We start from the raw sequence: 18,594 nt of genomic DNA, 5'->3' as shown, positions 1-18,594 counted from the left end.
AAATTGTCATGAAAAACATATATAACTACATACCATCAAAAGGAATATTCGCAATGCTTCTTGGCCTTGCCATATTCACTTCCTGCGAAAAGGACCTTTTACAAGACGAATTGCTCTCGGACACTTCCGTTGACTTCCTATACACGACCCCAGAAGGTCTGGAATCGGCAGTGGTCGGGCTTTATTCACTCAACAGGAACATCTACCAAGACCTTAGCCTGAACGGTACCTATCCACTCATCCTACAAGCAAAAAGTGATTTAGGGGTAGGGATTACCGGTGAGGTTTCCCTATACAGTAGGTTACTTTGGGGCGCGAGCCTTGGTGACTATGGCACTACGTCCGGAATCAATGCCCATTGGGTGCACAATTATCGTATTGTGGACAGGGCCAATGCCGTGATCCGTGGAGCAGAAAACTTGGAGGATATTGACGAGGACAGGAAAAACCAAATCCTTGCTGAGGCCAAGTGTATGAGGGCCAATGCCTTTTTTACCCTCTACAGGCTTTTCAACAACATCTTCATCACTACAGAACCGACCACTCCAGAAAATGCGTTCGATGTACCACAGGACAAATCTTCCGTAGAAGAAATTTTTGCACTGCTACGCTCTGATCTTGATTTTGCCATCGAGCATTTGGACTACAATCCAGAGCAATTTGGAAGATGGGGGCAGGGAGCTGCGAGGCACCTTAGGGCCAAAGTCGCCCTGTGGGAAGAAGACTGGGCCGAAGCTGCCGCACAAGCCGATGCTGTCATTACCAGTGGCAATCACAGCCTAGTGGCCACGGAAGAAGTGTTTGCGGGTGAGCTGAACCATTCCGAAACCTTGTTTGCGATCAATTTTGAAAGGGAAACCATTGGCGGGGGCAGTCAACATATCATGAGTTGGAACATGGTGTCTTCCTATGCCGATGCACCAGGACTCATCCAATCTGTTGAAAATGGTGGGGCCGGCGCAGGGTTTATCTCATTGAACCAATACATGATAGACCTGCTCAATGAAGACCCTGACGACAAGAGGAAGAACAACACCTATTACATCTTTGAATACGCTTACAACGATGAGACCGCACTACCTCCCGGAAAACAGCTCGGTGACCCATTGGATCTTTATGAGAACAGTGAAACCGACCAAAACGAGTTCATGCTCTATTACAGGAGACAGAATCCCGGGGTACTCAAGTTTTTTGATGAGACCGTGGAACCCACCGACAGGAACCATTACAAGAATATCATGATCTACCGATTGGCAGAGACCTATCTGGTGGGGGCCGAGGCCCATATGATGCTGAACAATACCCCCAAGGCACTGGAATATCTGAACAAGGTAAGGGAAAGGGCCAACACGGACCCAGTGAACACCATCGACCTGCAGGCCATTTTGGACGAAGAGGCCCGCGAACTTGCCTTTGAGGGACAACGTTGGTTCACCTTGAAAAGAACAGGAAAACTGTATGAATTCCTTTTGGACCACATGAACAACGACAACATGAACGAGTCATACCCCGAAGGGAACCCCAAGGTACTCTTGAGGGAATACATGCAGAACTGGCCCATTCCCCAACAACAAATGGACCTTCTGGGACCCAGTTATCCCCAAAACGATGGGTACAACTAACGGTCAGCTAATCCGAATTAACTAAAACATCGAGAAATGAACAAGTATAAAAATAACAGGAACAGACCAAGCCCAAGACTGCACTTCCTATCACTGTTCCTTATATTGGGAACCTTGGCAACCATAATTTCTTGTGAAAACGAGGACGATTTGCCACCACCTTCCGCCTATGTGGCACCAGAGCCTGAGCCAGAACCTGAACCAGGAGGAGATTGTACATTTTCCACCATTGTGCCCGAAATTGCCGATGGCATCGATTTTGAATGTGGCGGTCCCGAAGTCACCTTTTTTGGCGAGAAGGACGGTTCGTTCACTGTGGAATATGTAGAAAATCCCGATCCCTCCGGCATCAACACCTCCGAAAGAGTAGTGGAATATACCCAGACCGAAGGTGTGGAGCCCTGGGCCGGTTTCTTTTTTGATTTGGCCAGCAAAGTGGATTTCTCGGAATTGCAGACCATCAAGATCAAGGTGTATTCCCCTGCGGCGGACCAAAACGTACTCTTGAAGTTCGAGGATAGCGCAGATGGTTCCATTTCCAAGGAAGTACAGTCCACCACCACTGTGGCCAACGCATGGGAAGAACTATCCTTTGCCTTCTCCCCTAGCGATACCGATAAATTTGACCGATTGGTTCTATTTTTCAACTTCAATGGGGACAAGGGTGCTGCCACCACCCACTATTTTGATGATATTGTCATGAGTGAAGGTGGTACCACCGAAGAGCCTGGGGATTCGTCCGAACCAACAAGTCCGGCACCCACACCTACCGTAGATCCATTGGAAGTCATATCCCTTTTCAGTGATGCCTATACCAATGTTCCTGTGGATACCTGGAGGACCGATTGGTCCGATGCCATCTTGGAAGACATTACCATTGAAGGAAATGCCGTCAAAAAATACAGCGCGTTGAGCTTTGTGGGCGCCGAGACCGTAGCCAACCAAATCGATGCCACGGACATGACCCATTTCCACACGGATATCTGGACAGCCGATGCCATGGAATTCAGGATCAAATTGGTCGATTTTGGAGCAGATGTAGCCTTTGGTGGAGGTGACGATGTGGAACACGAGATCGTAATCGAAAATCCCGCACAGGAAGAATGGGTAAGCCTGAGCATTCCCCTTTCGGATTTCGCAGGATTGACCACTAGGGCCAACATTGCCCAATTGATCTTTGTGGGAGCGCCCTCCAAGCAGAACACCGTATTTGTGGACAATGTGTATTTCTACGATGAAGCCGGTGTATCCTCCGAGCCCATATCAGGGGCACCGGTACCCACTGTTCCCGAGGCCAGTGTCATCTCCGTGTTCAGCGATGCCTACACAGATGTTTCCGGAACGGATTTCAACCCTAATTGGGGCCAAGCCACCCTTGTTTCGCAAGTGGATATAGCTGGAAACAATACATTGAAATACGAAAACCTCAACTATCAGGGAACGCAATTCGCTTCTCCACTGGATGTCTCCGCATCGACCATGATTCATGTGGATTTCTGGACAGCGGATTCCTCAAGTCTGAATTTGTCGCTCATAAGTACTGGGCCCGCAGAAACCCCTTATGCCTTTGACATTACCAACGGGGAATGGGTGAGCGTGGACATCCCTCTATCGGAATTCTCCAGTGTTGTGGATTTGACCGATGTAATCCAACTGAAGTTTGACGGTAATGGTACCATCTTTTTGGACAACATCTATTTCTTTACACCACCTCCAACTGAGCCCGCAGCTGCGGCCAACGCACCAACGGTTCCAGAGGCGGATGTGATTTCCCTGTTCAGCAATGCCTACACCAATGTCCCCGTGGACACCTGGAGGACGGATTGGTCAGCCGCCACACTTGAAGATATTTCCGTTGACGGTGACGACGTAAAAAAATACAGTGGATTAAACTTTGTGGGAATCGAGACCGTAGCCAATCAAATCGATGCCACGGACATGACCCATTTCCATACGGATGTCTGGACAGCCGATGCTACCCAGATCAGGGTCAAACTGGTCGATTTTGGGGCCAATGGCACCTTCGATGGTGGAGGCGATGATGTAGAGCACGAGATTACCATCGAAAATCCTGAGCGATACACTTGGATTTCCTTGGACATTCCACTCACGGACTTCACAGGACTGACCACTAAGGCGAACATTGCACAGTTGATCTATGCGGGCATGCCTGCAGGATCCATGACCCTGTTTGTGGACAATGTGTATTTTCACAAATAGTCAAAAAAATGAAAGCAAAATCCATTTCTCATGGGTTGGTTTGAGTTAGTTTAGTTAATGGATAGGCTCCCGTCCAAAAAAGGCGGGGGCCGATTTCCCAAACAAATTGCCATGAAAAAAAAGAACAGAACACGTATCCTTCAACTATTCAAAATGAATGTATTCAACATATCCTTATTGACACTGGTCTTTGCGCTATCCTGCAGCTCGAGTGATTCTGAAACAGGCGGGGGCCCTACCGATTTAGTGGTGGATGTGACCCTCGTCGGGGCCAACGATGCCAATCCCAACGGAAATGGCTCAGGAAAGGTCCAGGTTTCCGCAACGGCCAAGAATGCCACTCGATATGCGTTCCGCTTTGAAAGTGCGGACCAACTGGAAAGCCAAACAGGCACCATGGAATATACCTATACCAAAGATGGCACCCATTCCTACAATATTGTGGTCTGGGCCTATTCGGCAACAGGGGAATACATCAACCAAACAGTGGCCGTTGAAGTGTATAGGTCCGATGAAGAATTTGCGGCATTGGTCTTTTCAGATGAGTTTGATGATGATGGTGCCCCAGATGCGGAAAAATGGCATTATCAGATCATTCCACCAAACAATGGGAGTTGGCACAACAATGAACTCCAACACTATACCGCAAGGCCAGAGAACTCCTTTGTGAGCGATGGCACCCTCAAGATCAAGGCCCTAAAGGAAGAATACACCTATAACGGTTCCACCAAGTCTTATACTTCGGCCAGATTGAACGCCAAGCTTGCATTTACGTACGGTCGCGTTGAAGTACGGGCAAAACTGCCCAACATGGCCGGTACATGGCCCGCCATCTGGACTTTGGGTGCAGACTCGAATGAAACAGGAAACTATTTTGGTGACCAATATGGCAGTGTCGGGTGGCCCTTGTGCGGCGAAATCGATATTATGGAACAGACAGGGTGGGACAAGAACAGTATCATATCGCATTTCCATTGGGGCGATCTGAACACCCAGGTGTACAATGATGAAGGGGGGGAAGGCCCTGTTGCAAATGCCTCGACCGAATTCCATATATATTCGATGGAATGGAACAGTGGCAGCATCAAAACCTATGTGGATGGTAATTTAGTCTATGAATTCACCAATGCTCCCAACAAGCCCTACAATAAAGAGCACTACCTCATCCTCAATATTGCCATGGGAGGAAATCTGGGCGGGGATGTGCCCGATTCTTTTTCAGAAGATACTCTTGAAATTGACTATGTAAGGATATACCAGTAAGTTTTATGGTCCAACAATAGCGTTGCCGGTATCACTTAGTTGAAAATTCATAATTGTGGCAATAGGGTGTCACTTTCGGAAAGGCCGGAACCCAAACAGGTTTCGGTCTTTTCTATTGTCCAAGCTCACGGGCCTCGAAAGCAATAAGCTCTTGACCTTCAAAAGCCAAGGATACTTCTATGGGATTACAACAGACCTCACAGTCTTCCACATAGGTCTGCTTGGAAATGGAACTATCCAAAAGAAAGGAAATTTCTTCCCAACAATACGGACATTGGAAAAAATGCTCATCCATAGAATTTGATCGTGCCTGTTCGCAGCAAATATATGCTCCATTTCCAAAATTGAATCCATAAAAAAGGGGATACTTTGTATCCCCAAACCAAACAAACTAAAGTAATAAACTAACTACTCAATTTTCGTTATCGTCTTCAAATTTTGTATCTGCCATGCGTGTACGGTCAAAATGGATTTGGTTGAATTTAGGGTTCAATGTTTTGCTGTCCGTATCGAAGACCAAAAACTGACCCTTATCCATTTTTTCAAGACCTGTATAGGCATTGAATCGATTGTTCTGAAGTTGTAAAATCTGTAGGCTGGCGAGTTGTCCAAACTCCACCGGAATTTCCCCATCCAATTGGTTATTGGCCAGCACAAGTTCCTTCAAGTTGCCCAAGTTGCCAATCTCAGCTGGTATTCCCCCATCAAGCTTGTTCTCAAAAAAGCCCAGTACCTCCAACTTGGTGAGGTTTCCAATGGATTTTGGGATACCTCCTTCAAGATTGTTACTGGACAGGTTGAGTTCCTTCAAGTTTTCAAGCTTACCAAAGCTATCAGGAATCGGGCCTGTCAGAAAATTATTGAACATGGAAAAGACCTCCAACTGCTGCATGTTTCCGATCCCTTCAGGAAGGGAACCCTTTATCCTGTTCATCTCCAACCGAAAAACCTTGAGTTTTTCAAGTTTTACGATATCCTTGGGCAAAACCCCGGTAATATTGTTGAAGGCCAAATTTAGTTGCGTCAAATGTTCCAAATTGGCCATTCCTTCGGGCAATGTTCCGTTCAAATTGTTCATGAACAGGTTTATTCCTACAACATGGCCATTCTTGACCTCAATTCCTTTCCATGTATCCACTGGAGCATTCAGGTCCCAAGAGACCTTCCATTGACTCCCATCAGTGCTGTTATATAGCGCAACAAGGGCATCCTTTTCCTTTTTGGATACTTGACCGTTAGCAAATGACACTCCCACTGAGGAGGTCATCAATACGAATAAAATGGCCAATCGAATCATGGATTACTTATTTGATACACAGAATTTACCTACAAAGTAAGGAAAAGATGAAAAAACCTACAAATTTAATCGGCAAATGGAACATGGATTGTTGCGAATTTGTACAAATAAGTGGTCTACGTCAAAAAATAGTAGATCAATTCAATGATTCCAGCTCATGGGAAATGCTCTCCCATTCTTCCATAAGCTCTTCCAGGTGTTTTTTCTTACCCTGATAACCGTCAAAAAAGTTGGGTTTGGCTATGGTGGCATCATAGTCCATTAAAAGTTCGTGGTCTATATCCGCAATCTCTTGTTCCAATTGGGATATCTTCTTCTCCACCCCGCTCAGCCTATTCTTCAGGGATTTTTCCTTCTTCTGGGTATGGTAATCCGCTTCCTTGGTTTCGGTCGGTGCTTTTACCTCTATTCTGGCTTCTCTTTTTTCGATTTTCCTAAAGTCGTCCACTTTACGCTGCTCCAAGTAGAAGTCAATATCTCCGAGATATTCCTTGATGCCTCCGTCCTTGAACTCATATACCCTGTCCGTGAGCCCTTGCAGGAAATCCCGGTCGTGGGAAACGAGCACCAAGGTCCCCTCAAAGTTCTGCAGGGCCTGTTTCAGCACATTTTTGGATTTGATGTCCAAGTGGTTGGTAGGTTCGTCCATCACCAGCACATTGAAGGGCTGTAGCAGCATTTTGGCCAAAGCCAATCGATTTCGTTCCCCTCCGGAGAGTACTTTCACATACTTGTCCACATCGTCGCCCCTGAACAAAAAAGAGCCCAAGATGTCCCTTACCTTGCTCCGGTTGCTTTCATTGGCCGCATCGGTCATGGTGTCCAAAATGGTCTTGCTGCCATCCAGATACTCGGCCTGGTTCTGTGCAAAATAGCCCAATTGCACATTGTGGCCCATCTTTATGTTCCCTTCATGCTCCAATTCGCCCACCATGATCTTTGCCAAGGTGGTCTTGCCCTGTCCGTTCTGCCCAACAAATGCGGTCTTGCTACCGCGCTCCACCAATAAGTCGATGTTTTGCAGCACCTGCTTCTTTCCATAACTTTTGGATAGGCTTTCCAGCTCGGCAACCACTTTACCGGGGGTCACGGATACCGGGAACCTAAGGTTCATCACACCATTGTCCTCTTCGTCCACCTCGATCCGTTCGATTTTGTCCAGCTTCTTGATCAGCGATTGTGCCATGGATGCCTTGCTCGCCTTGGCCCGGAACTTCTCTATCAGCCTTTCGGTCTGTTGTATCTGTTTTTCCTGGTTCTTTTGGGCGCTTAGCTGCTGCTCCTTGATCTCTTTTCTGAGTTCGAGGAACTTGGTGTAAGGTTTGTTATAGTCATAGATCCTTCCCAATGAGATCTCGATGGTGCGGTTGGTGACATTGTCGAGGAACATCTTATCGTGGGAAACAATCACCACCGCCCCGGAATAATTGTTCAGGAACTGTTCCAACCAAATGATGGATTCTATGTCCAAGTGGTTGGTTGGCTCATCCAGCAGCAACACGTCGTTATTTTGCAACAAGAGCTTGGCCAGCTCAATACGCATGCGCCATCCGCCGGAAAAAGTGTCGGTCAACTTGTTGAAATCCTCCCTTTTGAAACCGAGTCCGAGCAAAACTTTCTCGGTATCTCCCTGGTAATTGTACCCCCCAAGAATTTCGTAATGGTGGGTCACGTCATTCAGGTCCACCATCAGCTGGTGGTAGCCTTCGCTTTCATAATCGGTTCGTTCCGCTAGGCCGGTGTTGATTTGGTCCAATCTCTGTTCCAGTGCCTTTATCTCCGAAAATGCCTGATAGGATTCTTCCAAAACGGTCCTTCCCAGATCAAAATCGATGTCCTGTTTCAAAAACCCGATCCTTATTTCCTTTTCTGTGGCCATGGTGCCCCCGTCCAAGGGCATTTCCTTGGCGAGCAATTTGAGCAATGTGGACTTTCCCGCACCGTTCTTTCCAATGAGGCCTACCCTGTCACCGCCGTTCAAACGGAATGAGATTTCCTCGAAAAGATATTCGCCTCCAAAGGCTACGGAAAGATTATGGACATTTATCATTTTATGTGACCTGAATTACATAGCAAAAGTGGCTTTATGCGTATTTTTGCTTAAAAATCGGTGCAAATGTTAAAAAAAGGAACCAAACTGTACAGCATTTTAACAGGAAGTTGTCCCAAATGCCATGAGGAAAGCATGTATGTGAACCACAATCCGTATGCCCTTTCCCAAATTTTCAAGATGCACGAGCGTTGTTCCCATTGTGGCACCAAGTACAAGATAGAGCCATCTTTCTTCTATGGCTCCATGTATGTAAGCTATGGGGTGGGGATTGCCTTCGCCGTTGCCGCCTTTGTGATATCCTACCTGTTCATTGGCACCAATTTGGTCAACTCTTTTATTGCGATCGTGGGCACGTTGATTGTTTTTATGCCCCTGATCATCCGTTTGTCCCGAAACATCTGGATCAATTTCTTTATCAAATATGATCCTGCTTCGTCCAAACACCATCATGTAGCGAAAAATCAGGTGCAATAGTATTTCTTGGTGAACCTTTGGATGTCCATTTCGGGATCCAATGGGACTCCCCTTTCAATGGCGTTGAACAACTGACCAGACGCATAGGGAGCTATGAGCACACCCCTGGAACCGAACCCGTTCAACACATACAGGTTTTTGTGGGTTGGATGCTGCCCCACCAATGGCCTTCTATCGACCACCGTGGGCCGTATTCCGGCTACATGGTCCACGATCTCAAAATCGCATTTCAGAAAAGTCCTCAATTTGTCCACCAGTTCATCCCTGGACTCTTTCGTGGGCTCATTGGTCTTGTCCTTCCACTTGTAAGTGGCCCCAAGCATGTAATGGTCTTCCCCCAACGGAATGGTGAAAACAGATGATTTGATGACGCTGCTCTCCTTATAATCGGGAGCTTTGATGATCAACAGTTCCCCTTTTGTGCCATTCAAGGGCAAATACCCAAAAAAGGGGTCGTTCTTAAGGCCATAGCCACATGCGAAAACAATGCGCTTGGCAGTTATCGATTTGTACTGGACATGGTCTTCCCGATGTTCGAAGTTGGAAAAGTCAAAGGATTCCGCTTCCAATATCCCCTTACCCCCCAAATACAGCATATAGGATTCCACCAAGGTGGCGGTGTCCACTCTTCCCGTGTGTTTGACTTCTCCCAACCCGAAAGGTGCATCCAGGTTTGGATTGTTGTTCCGAAGGATGTCGGTGGAAAGAAAATGGTCCAATCCTGGTCGGTCCAAGGCCTCAAACCATAGATTCTGCTCCTCTATGGATGCAAACCTGCGCAGTACGGGGAGCTTATGGTCCAGCGTGACACCCAACTTTTTCTCCAGATTTTTGTAGAAGGGCATGGCCTGTTCCATAAGGAGCTTGGCCTTCCAAGCCATGGTAAAGCGCTTTAAGATGACCGGATTGTAGAGGCCACCGGCCACTTGGGATGCCCTTTGGGACCCATCCGAGATGACCTTGAAGGTCTTTCCCTCCTTTTCAAGTGTCTCGCAGAACGAGATTCCCGCCAACCCGACACCAACAACTATATAGTCCAACATGGGACAAAATTAACCATCTGTGCCGTATTGTAGAAAACTTCGATCTATAATGGCACAAAAAAACGCCGCAATAATCATTGCGGCGTTAATTTCTATTGAATTGGAAAATTTTTCAGGCTTAGTATGCCCACATATCCTGCTCCCTGTCCCTGATGGTCTCTTTGATCCTCTGGGCTTCCAAGAGCTGGAACAATGCATTGTCGAAGATATACTCGTCTATCTTACGGTCTTCATGGACGTTCTCCTCTTTATAGATCACACCGTTGAAACGTCTTGCGTTCAGCAGCATGTCAAAGGAGATGGGCCTTGCCGAGTTGCGTTGGTTGTACACCTTGGCCTCGTGCAGGATCTGCCTTGCAGCAGGATACCACACCCAGAACAGCTCCACTTTGTTCTCCCCTGGATCCATGGATTCGTCATCTATAAAGTTGACGTCGGGAGCAACGGGTGCAATCCCCAATAGACGGTACTTCAGTTCTCCCTGGCGTTTGTCAAAGTACCAGATTCCTTTGATACGGTATTCTTCGATGTCGGCGGCGGTCAGGTCCCTTTGGTTGATGAACTCTGGGGAAATACGCTCTCCGGCATTCATTTGCTCGTATCCGAGGTCGGTGGTATCCACTTTGCTCAAAGTCGCTGATAGGTCTTCCAGTTTTCTCTTTTCGGTAAAATAGGAATCCGTATAGACTTCTGTCAGCTTGCCGTTCTTGATGTTCTTCATCAAAACGTCGTAGAGCGACCTTCTGTCCGCTCCAATACCTATGGTATCGGTTGGGTAGTACAATGGAAAGTTGACACGTTCGTCCAGGTCAACGATTTCCCATACGGTCTTGGACCAGAGGATATCCCTGTCATCCACATATCCGTATTTCAATGGGGCATCGGCGTCCTGCTCAATTTGAGCCTGGGTCTTTTTACCAATATCACTGGGCAGTTTGGCATTCAAAATGTTTGCCTGTGCCATCATTGATACGGGCAATACGCCCAACAATCCGATTAGTAATGCATTTTTCCAATTCATGATAACTTATATACTTTTTTAGTTTGTAAGCTCTACCACCACAGGAGATACTTTTTTCAACTTGTAGCTCTTGTTGTTGGTGATGTAAGCTTGGATATCAAATATCTGGACGCTTTCTCCCCTACCTGCCCTGCTTAGAACAGATTTGGCCCTGCTATCCAATTTGTTTCCGCTAACGATTACGGTGGGCTGTCCAGGAACTTTGAACTTGAACTCGCTCACAGAAAGGTTGAGATCGAAGTCAAAGTCTTCCAACATAGCACTTACCGTAGAGATTTCCAAATTCTTCCTTGGCATTTTTACGCTTCCAGCCTCACCACGAACGGTACCACTAGGTCTTGGAATGTCCTTGATACGGAACTCATTTTTGCTAGAAATAGGCTTACCATCAGGCAATGTACCTGAGGCAGTAATGGTCACTGTTCTACCTGTACCTGGGTTCATGATGTAGTTGCTACCACTTCTTCTGCTAAGTCCAGGAGCCGAAGCCGTTACCTTATTGTCAGGAATACCGGGGATGGAGATGGTCATTGGGTTGGCCACACCACGGTATACCACGTTCATCTTATCTGCAGAGATCACAGCAGCATTGGGCATGGAGATGGTCGCGAAAGTGTTGTCCACTTCCACTGGCACTTCTTTTCCATCCTGCATGAAGTACATGGTCCCTTTAATGGTATGGTCGCCTGGGGTTCCTGCACTGATCAACATTTTGATTCCACCTGCCTCAAGCTCGTAATCCTTGCCCTCGGTCATTGGTCTTCCGTCCAAGGTCAATTCCGCTTTCACTGGAGTGGATGTCTTGTCCGTTTTGCTCACGATGATCTTACCATCGTATTTTTCACCTGAATAGTAGGCCGTTTTGGGAGCAGACAATGAACTTGCAAAGTTGGTCAAGGAAACAGCAGCGGTCAAGTTACCTTCCAAAAGGTTTTTCAATACCTCTTGTTCTGTAGTCTTGATATCTGCCTGCAATTGGGTCAACTTGGTCAATGAGGCCACTAATGGGAAGCCTTCGAAATGGTAGTTGATCCAGTCTTGGCGGGTACCGTCCCTTTTTTCCACTTTACCATCAGCGTCACCTGTTGCAAAACGAACTTTTACGGCTTCTTTCACAGAGGTAAACTTACCTTCTGGCAAAGCGTTGATCACTCCTTCACGATAATCGTTGATCTGTTTCATGAACTCTTTCCCTTCTGGGCCCAAGTTGTCCCCTTGGAAGAATTTCTGATCTAGATAATCGGACTTGTCCATGACCACATAATCCTTTGGGTTTTCCAAATCGGCGGTCATTCCTTTTTTCAATTCTTCCAGATAGGTATAGTATGAATCTGAAAGTTCTTTGACTTTCTGTGCATTCTGGTACAGCGCTCCATATTCTGCTTCGTTTTCAGAAGCCTTTGTTTCCAAGCTGCCCAAGAATGCCAGGTTGTTTTCGGTTGTTTTTGCATTGGATGTCTCCAGCTTTTCGTTCATCAGACCGAAAGCTGCAAGTACTTCCTTGCTCATGTTAAGGGCCAACATCGCGATGAAGATCAAGTACATTAGGTTGATCATCTTCTGACGTGGTGTTTGTTTTCCTCCTGCCATGTTTTTCTAATTAGATTTTAAAAATTAATTTGATCTGGGTTTGGTTTCGACTAATTTGTATCTAATTAGTTTCTGCTTCCCATGGCGGATAGCATACCTCCGTAAACTCCGTTCAAGGAAGAAAGATTGGTTGCCAAAGATTCCATTTGATCTTTCAATGCACCTGCATTCTGTACCACTTCCTCGTTGATGGAAGCTTGACGGCTAGCGCTTTCCAACTGAACTTTGTACAAGCTGTTCAAAGATTCCATTTGGGCAGCGGCATGTGACAATTCCTCAGAGTATTTTTTGGTGTGCTGGATGGCATCCGTGGTAGGAGCGATATTTTTGGCAGCACCTTCAAAACTCTTGATGCTCTCTCCTAGGCTAGAGAATAGGTTGGCATCGATATTGGCCTCTTTCAAAAGCTCGTCCAATTTTCTGGAAAGGATTCCTTCAGCTTCTTTGGCATCCTTGGCATCCTGCTTTTTAGAACCACTCTGTTGGCCACCTGCCAATTCTGGGTATACCAAAGACCAATCGTATTCGTCGTCCACTGGTTCAAATGCACTGATGGCGAAGATCAATGCTTCGGTAATAAGTCCAACTGCAAGAAGAAGTCCACCGGTAAGTGGTCCGAACTCCCAGTGAAGGATCTTGAACAATGCACCAATGATTACCACCGATGCCCCAAGCCCGTAGGCCATGTTAAACAATTTTTTTGTTGATTTTGACTGTGCCATAATTCTAGTTTTAATTAAGTTATATAAATAATAAGTATTTGGTTACTAACTAAGCTTATTTATATAATGTTCTCTGCTTTTTATTTATTGTTTCAATTAATCCGGCAATCCTTGGCCCTTAGTGGAATCCTCTTCGCCCATGTAATCTTGGACTGTTCTGAACCCAATATAGCTCCTTGCGGAATCTTGGTACTCATAGTCCCTGGTACTTACCTGAAGGAAGTAGGCGACATCTTTCCAAGATCCTCCACGGATCACCTTTCTTTGGTTTTGCCCTGAACCAATGTTAGGGTTCATGGTGGATACATATTCGTAAGCGTTCTGGTCAAAGCTGGAGTTGGTCCATTCGGATACGTTTCCGGCCATGTTGTAGAGGTTGTACTCGTTTGGCTCGAAGGATTTGGCCTCCACGGTATATAGGGCCGCATCTGCTGCATAATCGCCTCGTTGTGGCTTAAAGTTGGCCATAAAGCAACCCGTATCACTGATTACGTATGGTCCTCCCCAAGGATAGGTTCCTCCTTCGATTCCGCCCCTAGCAGCATATTCCCACTCAGCTTCCGTAGGCAATCGGAACTGGTTCACGAACTGCTTGCCACGGGATTTTTGGTCATCGTTCTTGAACTTGGTCCTCCAGTTACAGAAGGCCTTGGCCTGCATCCAGTTCACACCCACAACAGGATAGTCACTGTAGGCATCGTGCCAGAAATAGTCATTGTGCATGGGCTCGTTGTAGGAGTATTCAAAATCCCTGATCCAAACCGTGGTGTCTGGGTATATTTCAAATTCTTCATGCCTGATAAAATCCTTTCTCCTTCCAGATTTGGCCCTTGCAGCGGCCTCAATGTCCATCCAACTGTATTTATATTTCAACTTGGTCACATCGATGGTTCTCAAGCCATTATAGCTTTCTTCTTCCGGAATGTATAAGGAGTCCATTACTTCCGCATAATACTCGTCTGGATATTCAGAAGTGTCCCATACCAGGTCCACATCCTTGTTCAGTGCCCTTCCCTCATAACCGGTATCACCAAGTCCTGCATAATTGTCAAGCATATACTTGTCATATACAGAAAGTTCGGTAGTATCGGTATCCTTAAAGGCATACTCCCCAATACCTTCATCTTCTGGTCCGATTCCAAGTTCATCGGCCAAAATGGCCAATCTGGTCCTGACTATGGAATCCTTTACCCACTCCACAAACTGTCGGTACTCACTATTGGTGATTTCCGTATCATCCATATAAAAGGAACGTACGGTGACCGTTCTTGTGGGGGCGTTCAATACTTTTGCCTGATCCTCTTCGGCCTTTCCCATTACAAAGGCACCGCGCGGGATCAGTTCCATGCCATAGGGCTTCTCTGGATGCCATTTTTTTCCACTGACCCCAACTAGTTCACCTTTCGACCTCGATTTGGACCCACAACTGGTGAGCAAAAAAACAAGCGCCATGGATGAAAAGAATAGCTTTCTCATACTTTAGGTTAAATTACTTTCGATTCAAGATTATAAACTGTGATACACAAATTCATTACTCTCAAAACTAATTTTTGAATAAATTATTGTGCAAGAACAATTAATGCGTAAAATTTAATTTGTTTAGTGAAAGCCCTTTCTATAGGCTTTGAACCACCTTTCGGGAATGTTCTGGTTGCAAGCATCCAAATAGTCTCCTTCGGTGCATGGTAATAACGCCACCGAATTTGTTTTAGTATGCTCGCCCAAAATTGATGGTACCTCCACCCACCAGCGTTCGGTCACGTGGCTCTTGTAGAAGATAAGCTCTTCCGTGTCGGTGGGTACGGTGAATTTGGTAAAGTCTTCGCTCTTTGAGCTGGGCTGTTCCTTTATCCTAAAGGATAGCCCTTCTATGAAATACCAGATGATCTGGGCAATCATCTGAAAGGCCTGGTGGGAGTTCTCCCCTTCGTAGATCCCGAACAGGGAGACCCTGTCACTGATCCCGGCATACCGGGCTATGGCACATATTTCCCTTCCGGTGAAGCCGTTGGGGGAAAAGTTCTTGGACAGCCCCATTTCGCTGGCGCGTATGGCCCTAAGGTCCAAGCTCACGATATCGCTACTGCGCAGTATGGGCTCTGCCAGTTCTATGTCTGCGGCAATCTCACCCAACCTATAGGCATCAAAGAAAAGACGCTCCATCAGGTCAATCTCTTCCTGCGCATTGAAATAGCTTTGGTATCCTATATTGGAAAAATTGAAAAGATTGTTAGGTTTGTCCGTAATGATCTTGCTCATGTAGGAATGTGAGGAAATGAGCTCCTCGTCCTCCCCAAAATCAAAACGGCTGTCTATGGCCACAAGGTTCACCATGTCCTTGATCTTGTCAAAGGCACGATAGGTAGGGTAGGTAATATCCTGGGTACATCCTATTATAATAGGTATGATGTTTTCCTCCAGCAGTCCCGCCACAATTTCCTTGACCACAAAATACGTGTCCTCTACGGTATCACCCTCCTCCACGTCCCCTAGATCTATGATGGTAGAGTTCCAGTTGCCCATCATAAGGCGGTACAGTTGGATGCGCACTTCGTCCACATCCAATTTTTCTGGTTTTTTTTCAAATGCGTTCCTGGATTCCAATACGCCAAAGATGGCCACATCGGCATGGGCAAAAACGGGAAGTCCGTCCTTTTCCGTATGCATGTGGATGTTCTTGCCGATGGCCTGTTGGGGCAGCAATTCCATATGTGCCAACACCCTGTCCTTAACGGGAACCAAAAAATCGAACGCCATATTATTTCTTTGCCTTGGCTTTTTTCTTAGGTGATTTCTTTTCCAAAAGGGCCTTTGCCTCTTCCAAAGTGATCTTTGCGGCATCCACATCCTTGGAAAGCTCTACTTTGACCTTGCCTTTCAAGATGTTGTGCCTTCCCCACCTGGCCTTCTCTATCCTGATCTTTTCCTCGGGCCACTCCTGGACCACTTTTTCGGCCTCTTTCTTCTTTTTGTCCTCGATGAGTTCCTCCACATCGGATTGGGAAAGATGGTCAAAATCGTATTTCTTGTTCACATTGATGAACATGCCGTCCCATTTGATGAAAGGACCGAACCTACCCTTGCCCTTGGTGACTTCCTTGCCCTCATAGGTAGCAATGGGTGCATCCGCTTTTTCCTTCTCCTTGATGAGCTCTATGGCGCGGGTCAGATCCACATCAAAGGCACTTTCGCCCGGATCCAAGGAAATGAACTTTTTCCCAAACCTGACATAGGGGCCGTACCGACCCACGTTCGCCTCAATTTCTTCTCCCTTGTATTCCCCCAATTGCCTGGGCAACTGGAACAGTTCCATGGCCTCTTCAAAAGTGATGGTCCCAATGGACTGATCGGGAAGCAAGCTGGCAAACAGTGGCTTTTCTTCTTCATCCACCGTCCCTATCTGCACCATGGGTCCAAAACGGCCCAATCTGGCGGCAACCTGCCTGCCCGATTTGGGATCTACGCCCAAGATACGTTCCCCGCTGGCCCTTTCGGCATTTTCCTCGACCTCCAACACATTGGGATGGAAATCCTTGTAGAAATTTTTCATCATTTGCTGCCAGTCCTCTTCACCAGTAGCTATCTCATCAAAATCCTCCTCCACTTGTGCCGTGAAATTATAATCCAAGATCTTGGTGAAATTGCTCACCAAAAAGTCGTTCACGATCATTCCTATATCGGTGGGAACCAGTTTTCCCTTGTCCGAACCCACCATCTCGGTAAGTTGTTCCTCTACGAGTTTTCCTTTTTCCAAAACCAATTGGAAATATTTCCGCTCCGTGCCCTCCACGCTTCCTTTTTCCACGTAGCCCCTGTTCTGGATGGTGGAAATGGTGGGCGCATAGGTAGATGGTCTACCAATGCCCAGTTCCTCCAGTTTCTTGACCAGTGAAGCCTCCGAATAGCGATAGGGGGGCCGGGTAAAGCGTTCCGTGGCAGAGATAACGATATTCTGTAATGTCTCGCCCACCTTCATGGCCGGCAGCATTCCCTCCTGGTCTTCCGCACCCTCCTCATCATCGGTGCCTTCCAGGTATACTTTAAGGAATCCATCGAACTTGACCACTTCACCATTGGCGGTGAATTCCTCCTGATGGGTGCTGGCCTTGATCTTTACATTGGTCCGTTCCAACTGTGCATCGCTCATCTGGGAGGCCAAGGTCCGTTTCCAGATCAGTTCATAGAGCTTGGACTGGTCCCTTTCCAGGGAAGGGGACTGTAATTTCATATCTGTGGGGCGAATCGCCTCGTGGGCCTCTTGTGCCCCCTTGGTCTTGCCCGTAAAGTTTCTTGTTTGGCTATAGTTCTCGCCATAGTTTTGGACGATGGCCTCTTTGGCGGCGCTCAATGCCTCATTGGAAAGGTTCACGCTGTCCGTTCTCATATAGGTGATCAAACCCGCTTCGTATAGCCGCTGTGCCACTTGCATGGTGCGACTGACGGAAAAATAGAGCTTTCGCGAAGCTTCTTGTTGCAAGGTCGAGGTGGTGAACGGGGCTGCCGGGGATTTCTTTGCCGGTTTTTTGTCTAGATCGGCCACTGAAAAATCCGCACCGATATTTTGTTTGAGGAAGCTTTCGGCCTCTGCTTTGGTCGGGAAGGCTTTGTTCATCCTGGCCGAAAAGACATTGCCACTGTCGGTCTTGAATTCTGCCTTTATCCTGAACGATGCCTCGGGCGCAAAGCCCTCGATTTCCCGCTCCCTTTCCACGATCAGCCGTACCGCTACGGACTGGACCCTGCCAGCTGAAAGTCCCGGTCTTATCTTTTTCCAGAGCACGGGAGAGAGTTCATAACCCACCAACCTGTCCAAGACCCTTCGGGCCTGTTGTGCATTCACCAAGTTATAGTTGATGTCCCTCGGGTTTTCTATGGCCTTTTGGATAGCCGATTTGGTGATGGAGTTGAACACGATACGTTTTGTCTTGCTCTTGTCCAGTTTCAACTCTTCCGCCAAGTGCCACGAAATGGCCTCTCCCTCGCGATCCTCATCACTGGCCAGCCATATGGTATCGGCCTTTTCGGCGAGGTCCTTGAGTTTTTTCACCAAGGCCCTTTTCTCCTTGTCAACAGTATATTTTGGCTTGAAATCGTTTTCCACATCTACCCCAAGTTCTTTTGAAGGGAGGTCTACAATGTGCCCAAAACTTGATTCGACTTGATATTCTTTTCCTAGAAATTTTTCAATGGTCTTTGCCTTTGCGGGGGACTCTACAATAACTAAATTCTTTGGCATGCACTGGTTTTTGTCGTAACAAAAGTATATCAATTTTTCGATTTTGGGTTTTT

The 18,594-nt window shown here is 46.8% G+C and carries 14 protein-coding genes; 4 read left to right on the top strand and 10 right to left on the bottom strand.

What is annotated here, in order from left to right:
* Positions 1-8 precede the first annotated feature (8 nt).
* The 3 genes from D2V93_RS14720 to D2V93_RS14710 all read left to right on the top strand — a co-directional run bounded on the left by D2V93_RS14720 (position 9) and on the right by D2V93_RS14710 (position 5,105).
* On the top strand, positions 9-1,622 hold the full coding sequence (locus tag D2V93_RS14720) for a RagB/SusD family nutrient uptake outer membrane protein (RefSeq protein ID WP_119619924.1): 1,614 nt from the start codon (positions 9-11) through the stop codon (positions 1,620-1,622).
* A gap of 36 nt (positions 1,623-1,658) precedes the next feature.
* On the top strand, positions 1,659-3,842 hold the full coding sequence (locus D2V93_RS14715) for a hypothetical protein (protein WP_147377413.1): 2,184 nt from the start codon (positions 1,659-1,661) through the stop codon (positions 3,840-3,842).
* Between the two features lie 111 nt (positions 3,843-3,953).
* Positions 3,954-5,105: a glycoside hydrolase family 16 protein gene (locus D2V93_RS14710; protein ID WP_119619999.1), complete on the top strand. Its 1,152-nt coding sequence runs from the start codon at positions 3,954-3,956 to the stop codon at positions 5,103-5,105.
* 112 nt (positions 5,106-5,217) lie between these two features.
* Here D2V93_RS14710 and D2V93_RS14705 read toward each other — a convergent pair whose 3' ends face one another.
* From D2V93_RS14705 to D2V93_RS14695, 3 genes are all read right to left on the bottom strand, one after another.
* Entirely contained in the window at positions 5,218-5,400 is a 183-nt protein-coding gene (locus tag D2V93_RS14705; RefSeq protein WP_072875648.1) for a CPXCG motif-containing cysteine-rich protein, read from the bottom strand.
* Between the two features lie 117 nt (positions 5,401-5,517).
* Positions 5,518-6,402 (bottom strand): leucine-rich repeat domain-containing protein, encoded by an 885-nt coding sequence (locus D2V93_RS14700; RefSeq protein ID WP_072875650.1) that lies wholly within the window; start codon positions 6,400-6,402, stop codon positions 5,518-5,520.
* Positions 6,403-6,538: 136 nt separating this feature from the next.
* Positions 6,539-8,452: an ABC-F family ATP-binding cassette domain-containing protein gene (locus tag D2V93_RS14695; RefSeq protein WP_072875652.1), complete on the bottom strand. Its 1,914-nt coding sequence runs from the start codon at positions 8,450-8,452 to the stop codon at positions 6,539-6,541.
* A 66-nt stretch (positions 8,453-8,518) separates the two neighbouring features.
* On the opposite strand from D2V93_RS14695, the gene D2V93_RS14690 reads away from it, so the two are divergent.
* A complete protein-coding gene (locus tag D2V93_RS14690) occupies positions 8,519-8,929 on the top strand; it encodes a DUF983 domain-containing protein (protein WP_119619922.1) in 411 nt (136 codons plus the stop codon).
* Here D2V93_RS14690 and D2V93_RS14685 read toward each other — a convergent pair.
* The 7 genes from D2V93_RS14685 to topA all read right to left on the bottom strand — a co-directional run bounded on the left by D2V93_RS14685 (position 8,917) and on the right by topA (position 18,541).
* Complete coding sequence (locus D2V93_RS14685; RefSeq protein ID WP_119619921.1) at positions 8,917-9,972, bottom strand: NAD(P)/FAD-dependent oxidoreductase; 1,056 nt, start codon at positions 9,970-9,972, stop codon at positions 8,917-8,919. The genes D2V93_RS14690 and D2V93_RS14685 overlap by 13 nt on opposite strands.
* Before the next feature lie 118 nt (positions 9,973-10,090).
* Positions 10,091-10,993 (bottom strand): type IX secretion system ring subunit PorN/GldN, encoded by a 903-nt coding sequence (porN, locus tag D2V93_RS14680; protein ID WP_072875657.1) that lies wholly within the window; start codon positions 10,991-10,993, stop codon positions 10,091-10,093.
* Positions 10,994-11,011: 18 nt separating this feature from the next.
* Positions 11,012-12,583 carry a type IX secretion system motor protein PorM/GldM gene (gene porM, locus D2V93_RS14675; RefSeq protein WP_119619920.1) on the bottom strand — a complete coding sequence of 524 codons (1,572 nt, stop codon included), beginning with the start codon at positions 12,581-12,583 and terminating at the stop codon, positions 11,012-11,014.
* 65 nt (positions 12,584-12,648) lie between these two features.
* The gene (gene porL / locus D2V93_RS14670; protein WP_119619919.1) at positions 12,649-13,305 is read right to left on the bottom strand and encodes a type IX secretion system motor protein PorL/GldL; all 657 of its coding nucleotides are present in this window, start codon (positions 13,303-13,305) and stop codon (positions 12,649-12,651) included.
* Positions 13,306-13,401: 96 nt separating this feature from the next.
* Complete coding sequence (gene porK, locus D2V93_RS14665; protein WP_119619918.1) at positions 13,402-14,781, bottom strand: T9SS ring complex lipoprotein PorK/GldK; 1,380 nt, start codon at positions 14,779-14,781, stop codon at positions 13,402-13,404.
* 123 nt (positions 14,782-14,904) lie between these two features.
* Positions 14,905-16,062: a formimidoylglutamase gene (locus D2V93_RS14660; protein WP_072875666.1), complete on the bottom strand. Its 1,158-nt coding sequence runs from the start codon at positions 16,060-16,062 to the stop codon at positions 14,905-14,907.
* A gap of 1 nt (position 16,063) precedes the next feature.
* Complete coding sequence (gene topA / locus D2V93_RS14655) at positions 16,064-18,541, bottom strand: type I DNA topoisomerase (RefSeq protein WP_119619917.1); 2,478 nt, start codon at positions 18,539-18,541, stop codon at positions 16,064-16,066.
* Positions 18,542-18,594: the final 53 nt, after the last annotated feature.

The organism is Flagellimonas taeanensis, assembly GCF_003584105.1.
Taxonomy (GTDB): Bacteria; Bacteroidota; Bacteroidia; order Flavobacteriales; family Flavobacteriaceae; genus Flagellimonas; species Flagellimonas taeanensis.
The sequence above is the reverse complement of the archived record's forward strand: the minus strand, read 5'-3'. Positions and strand labels throughout refer to the sequence as shown.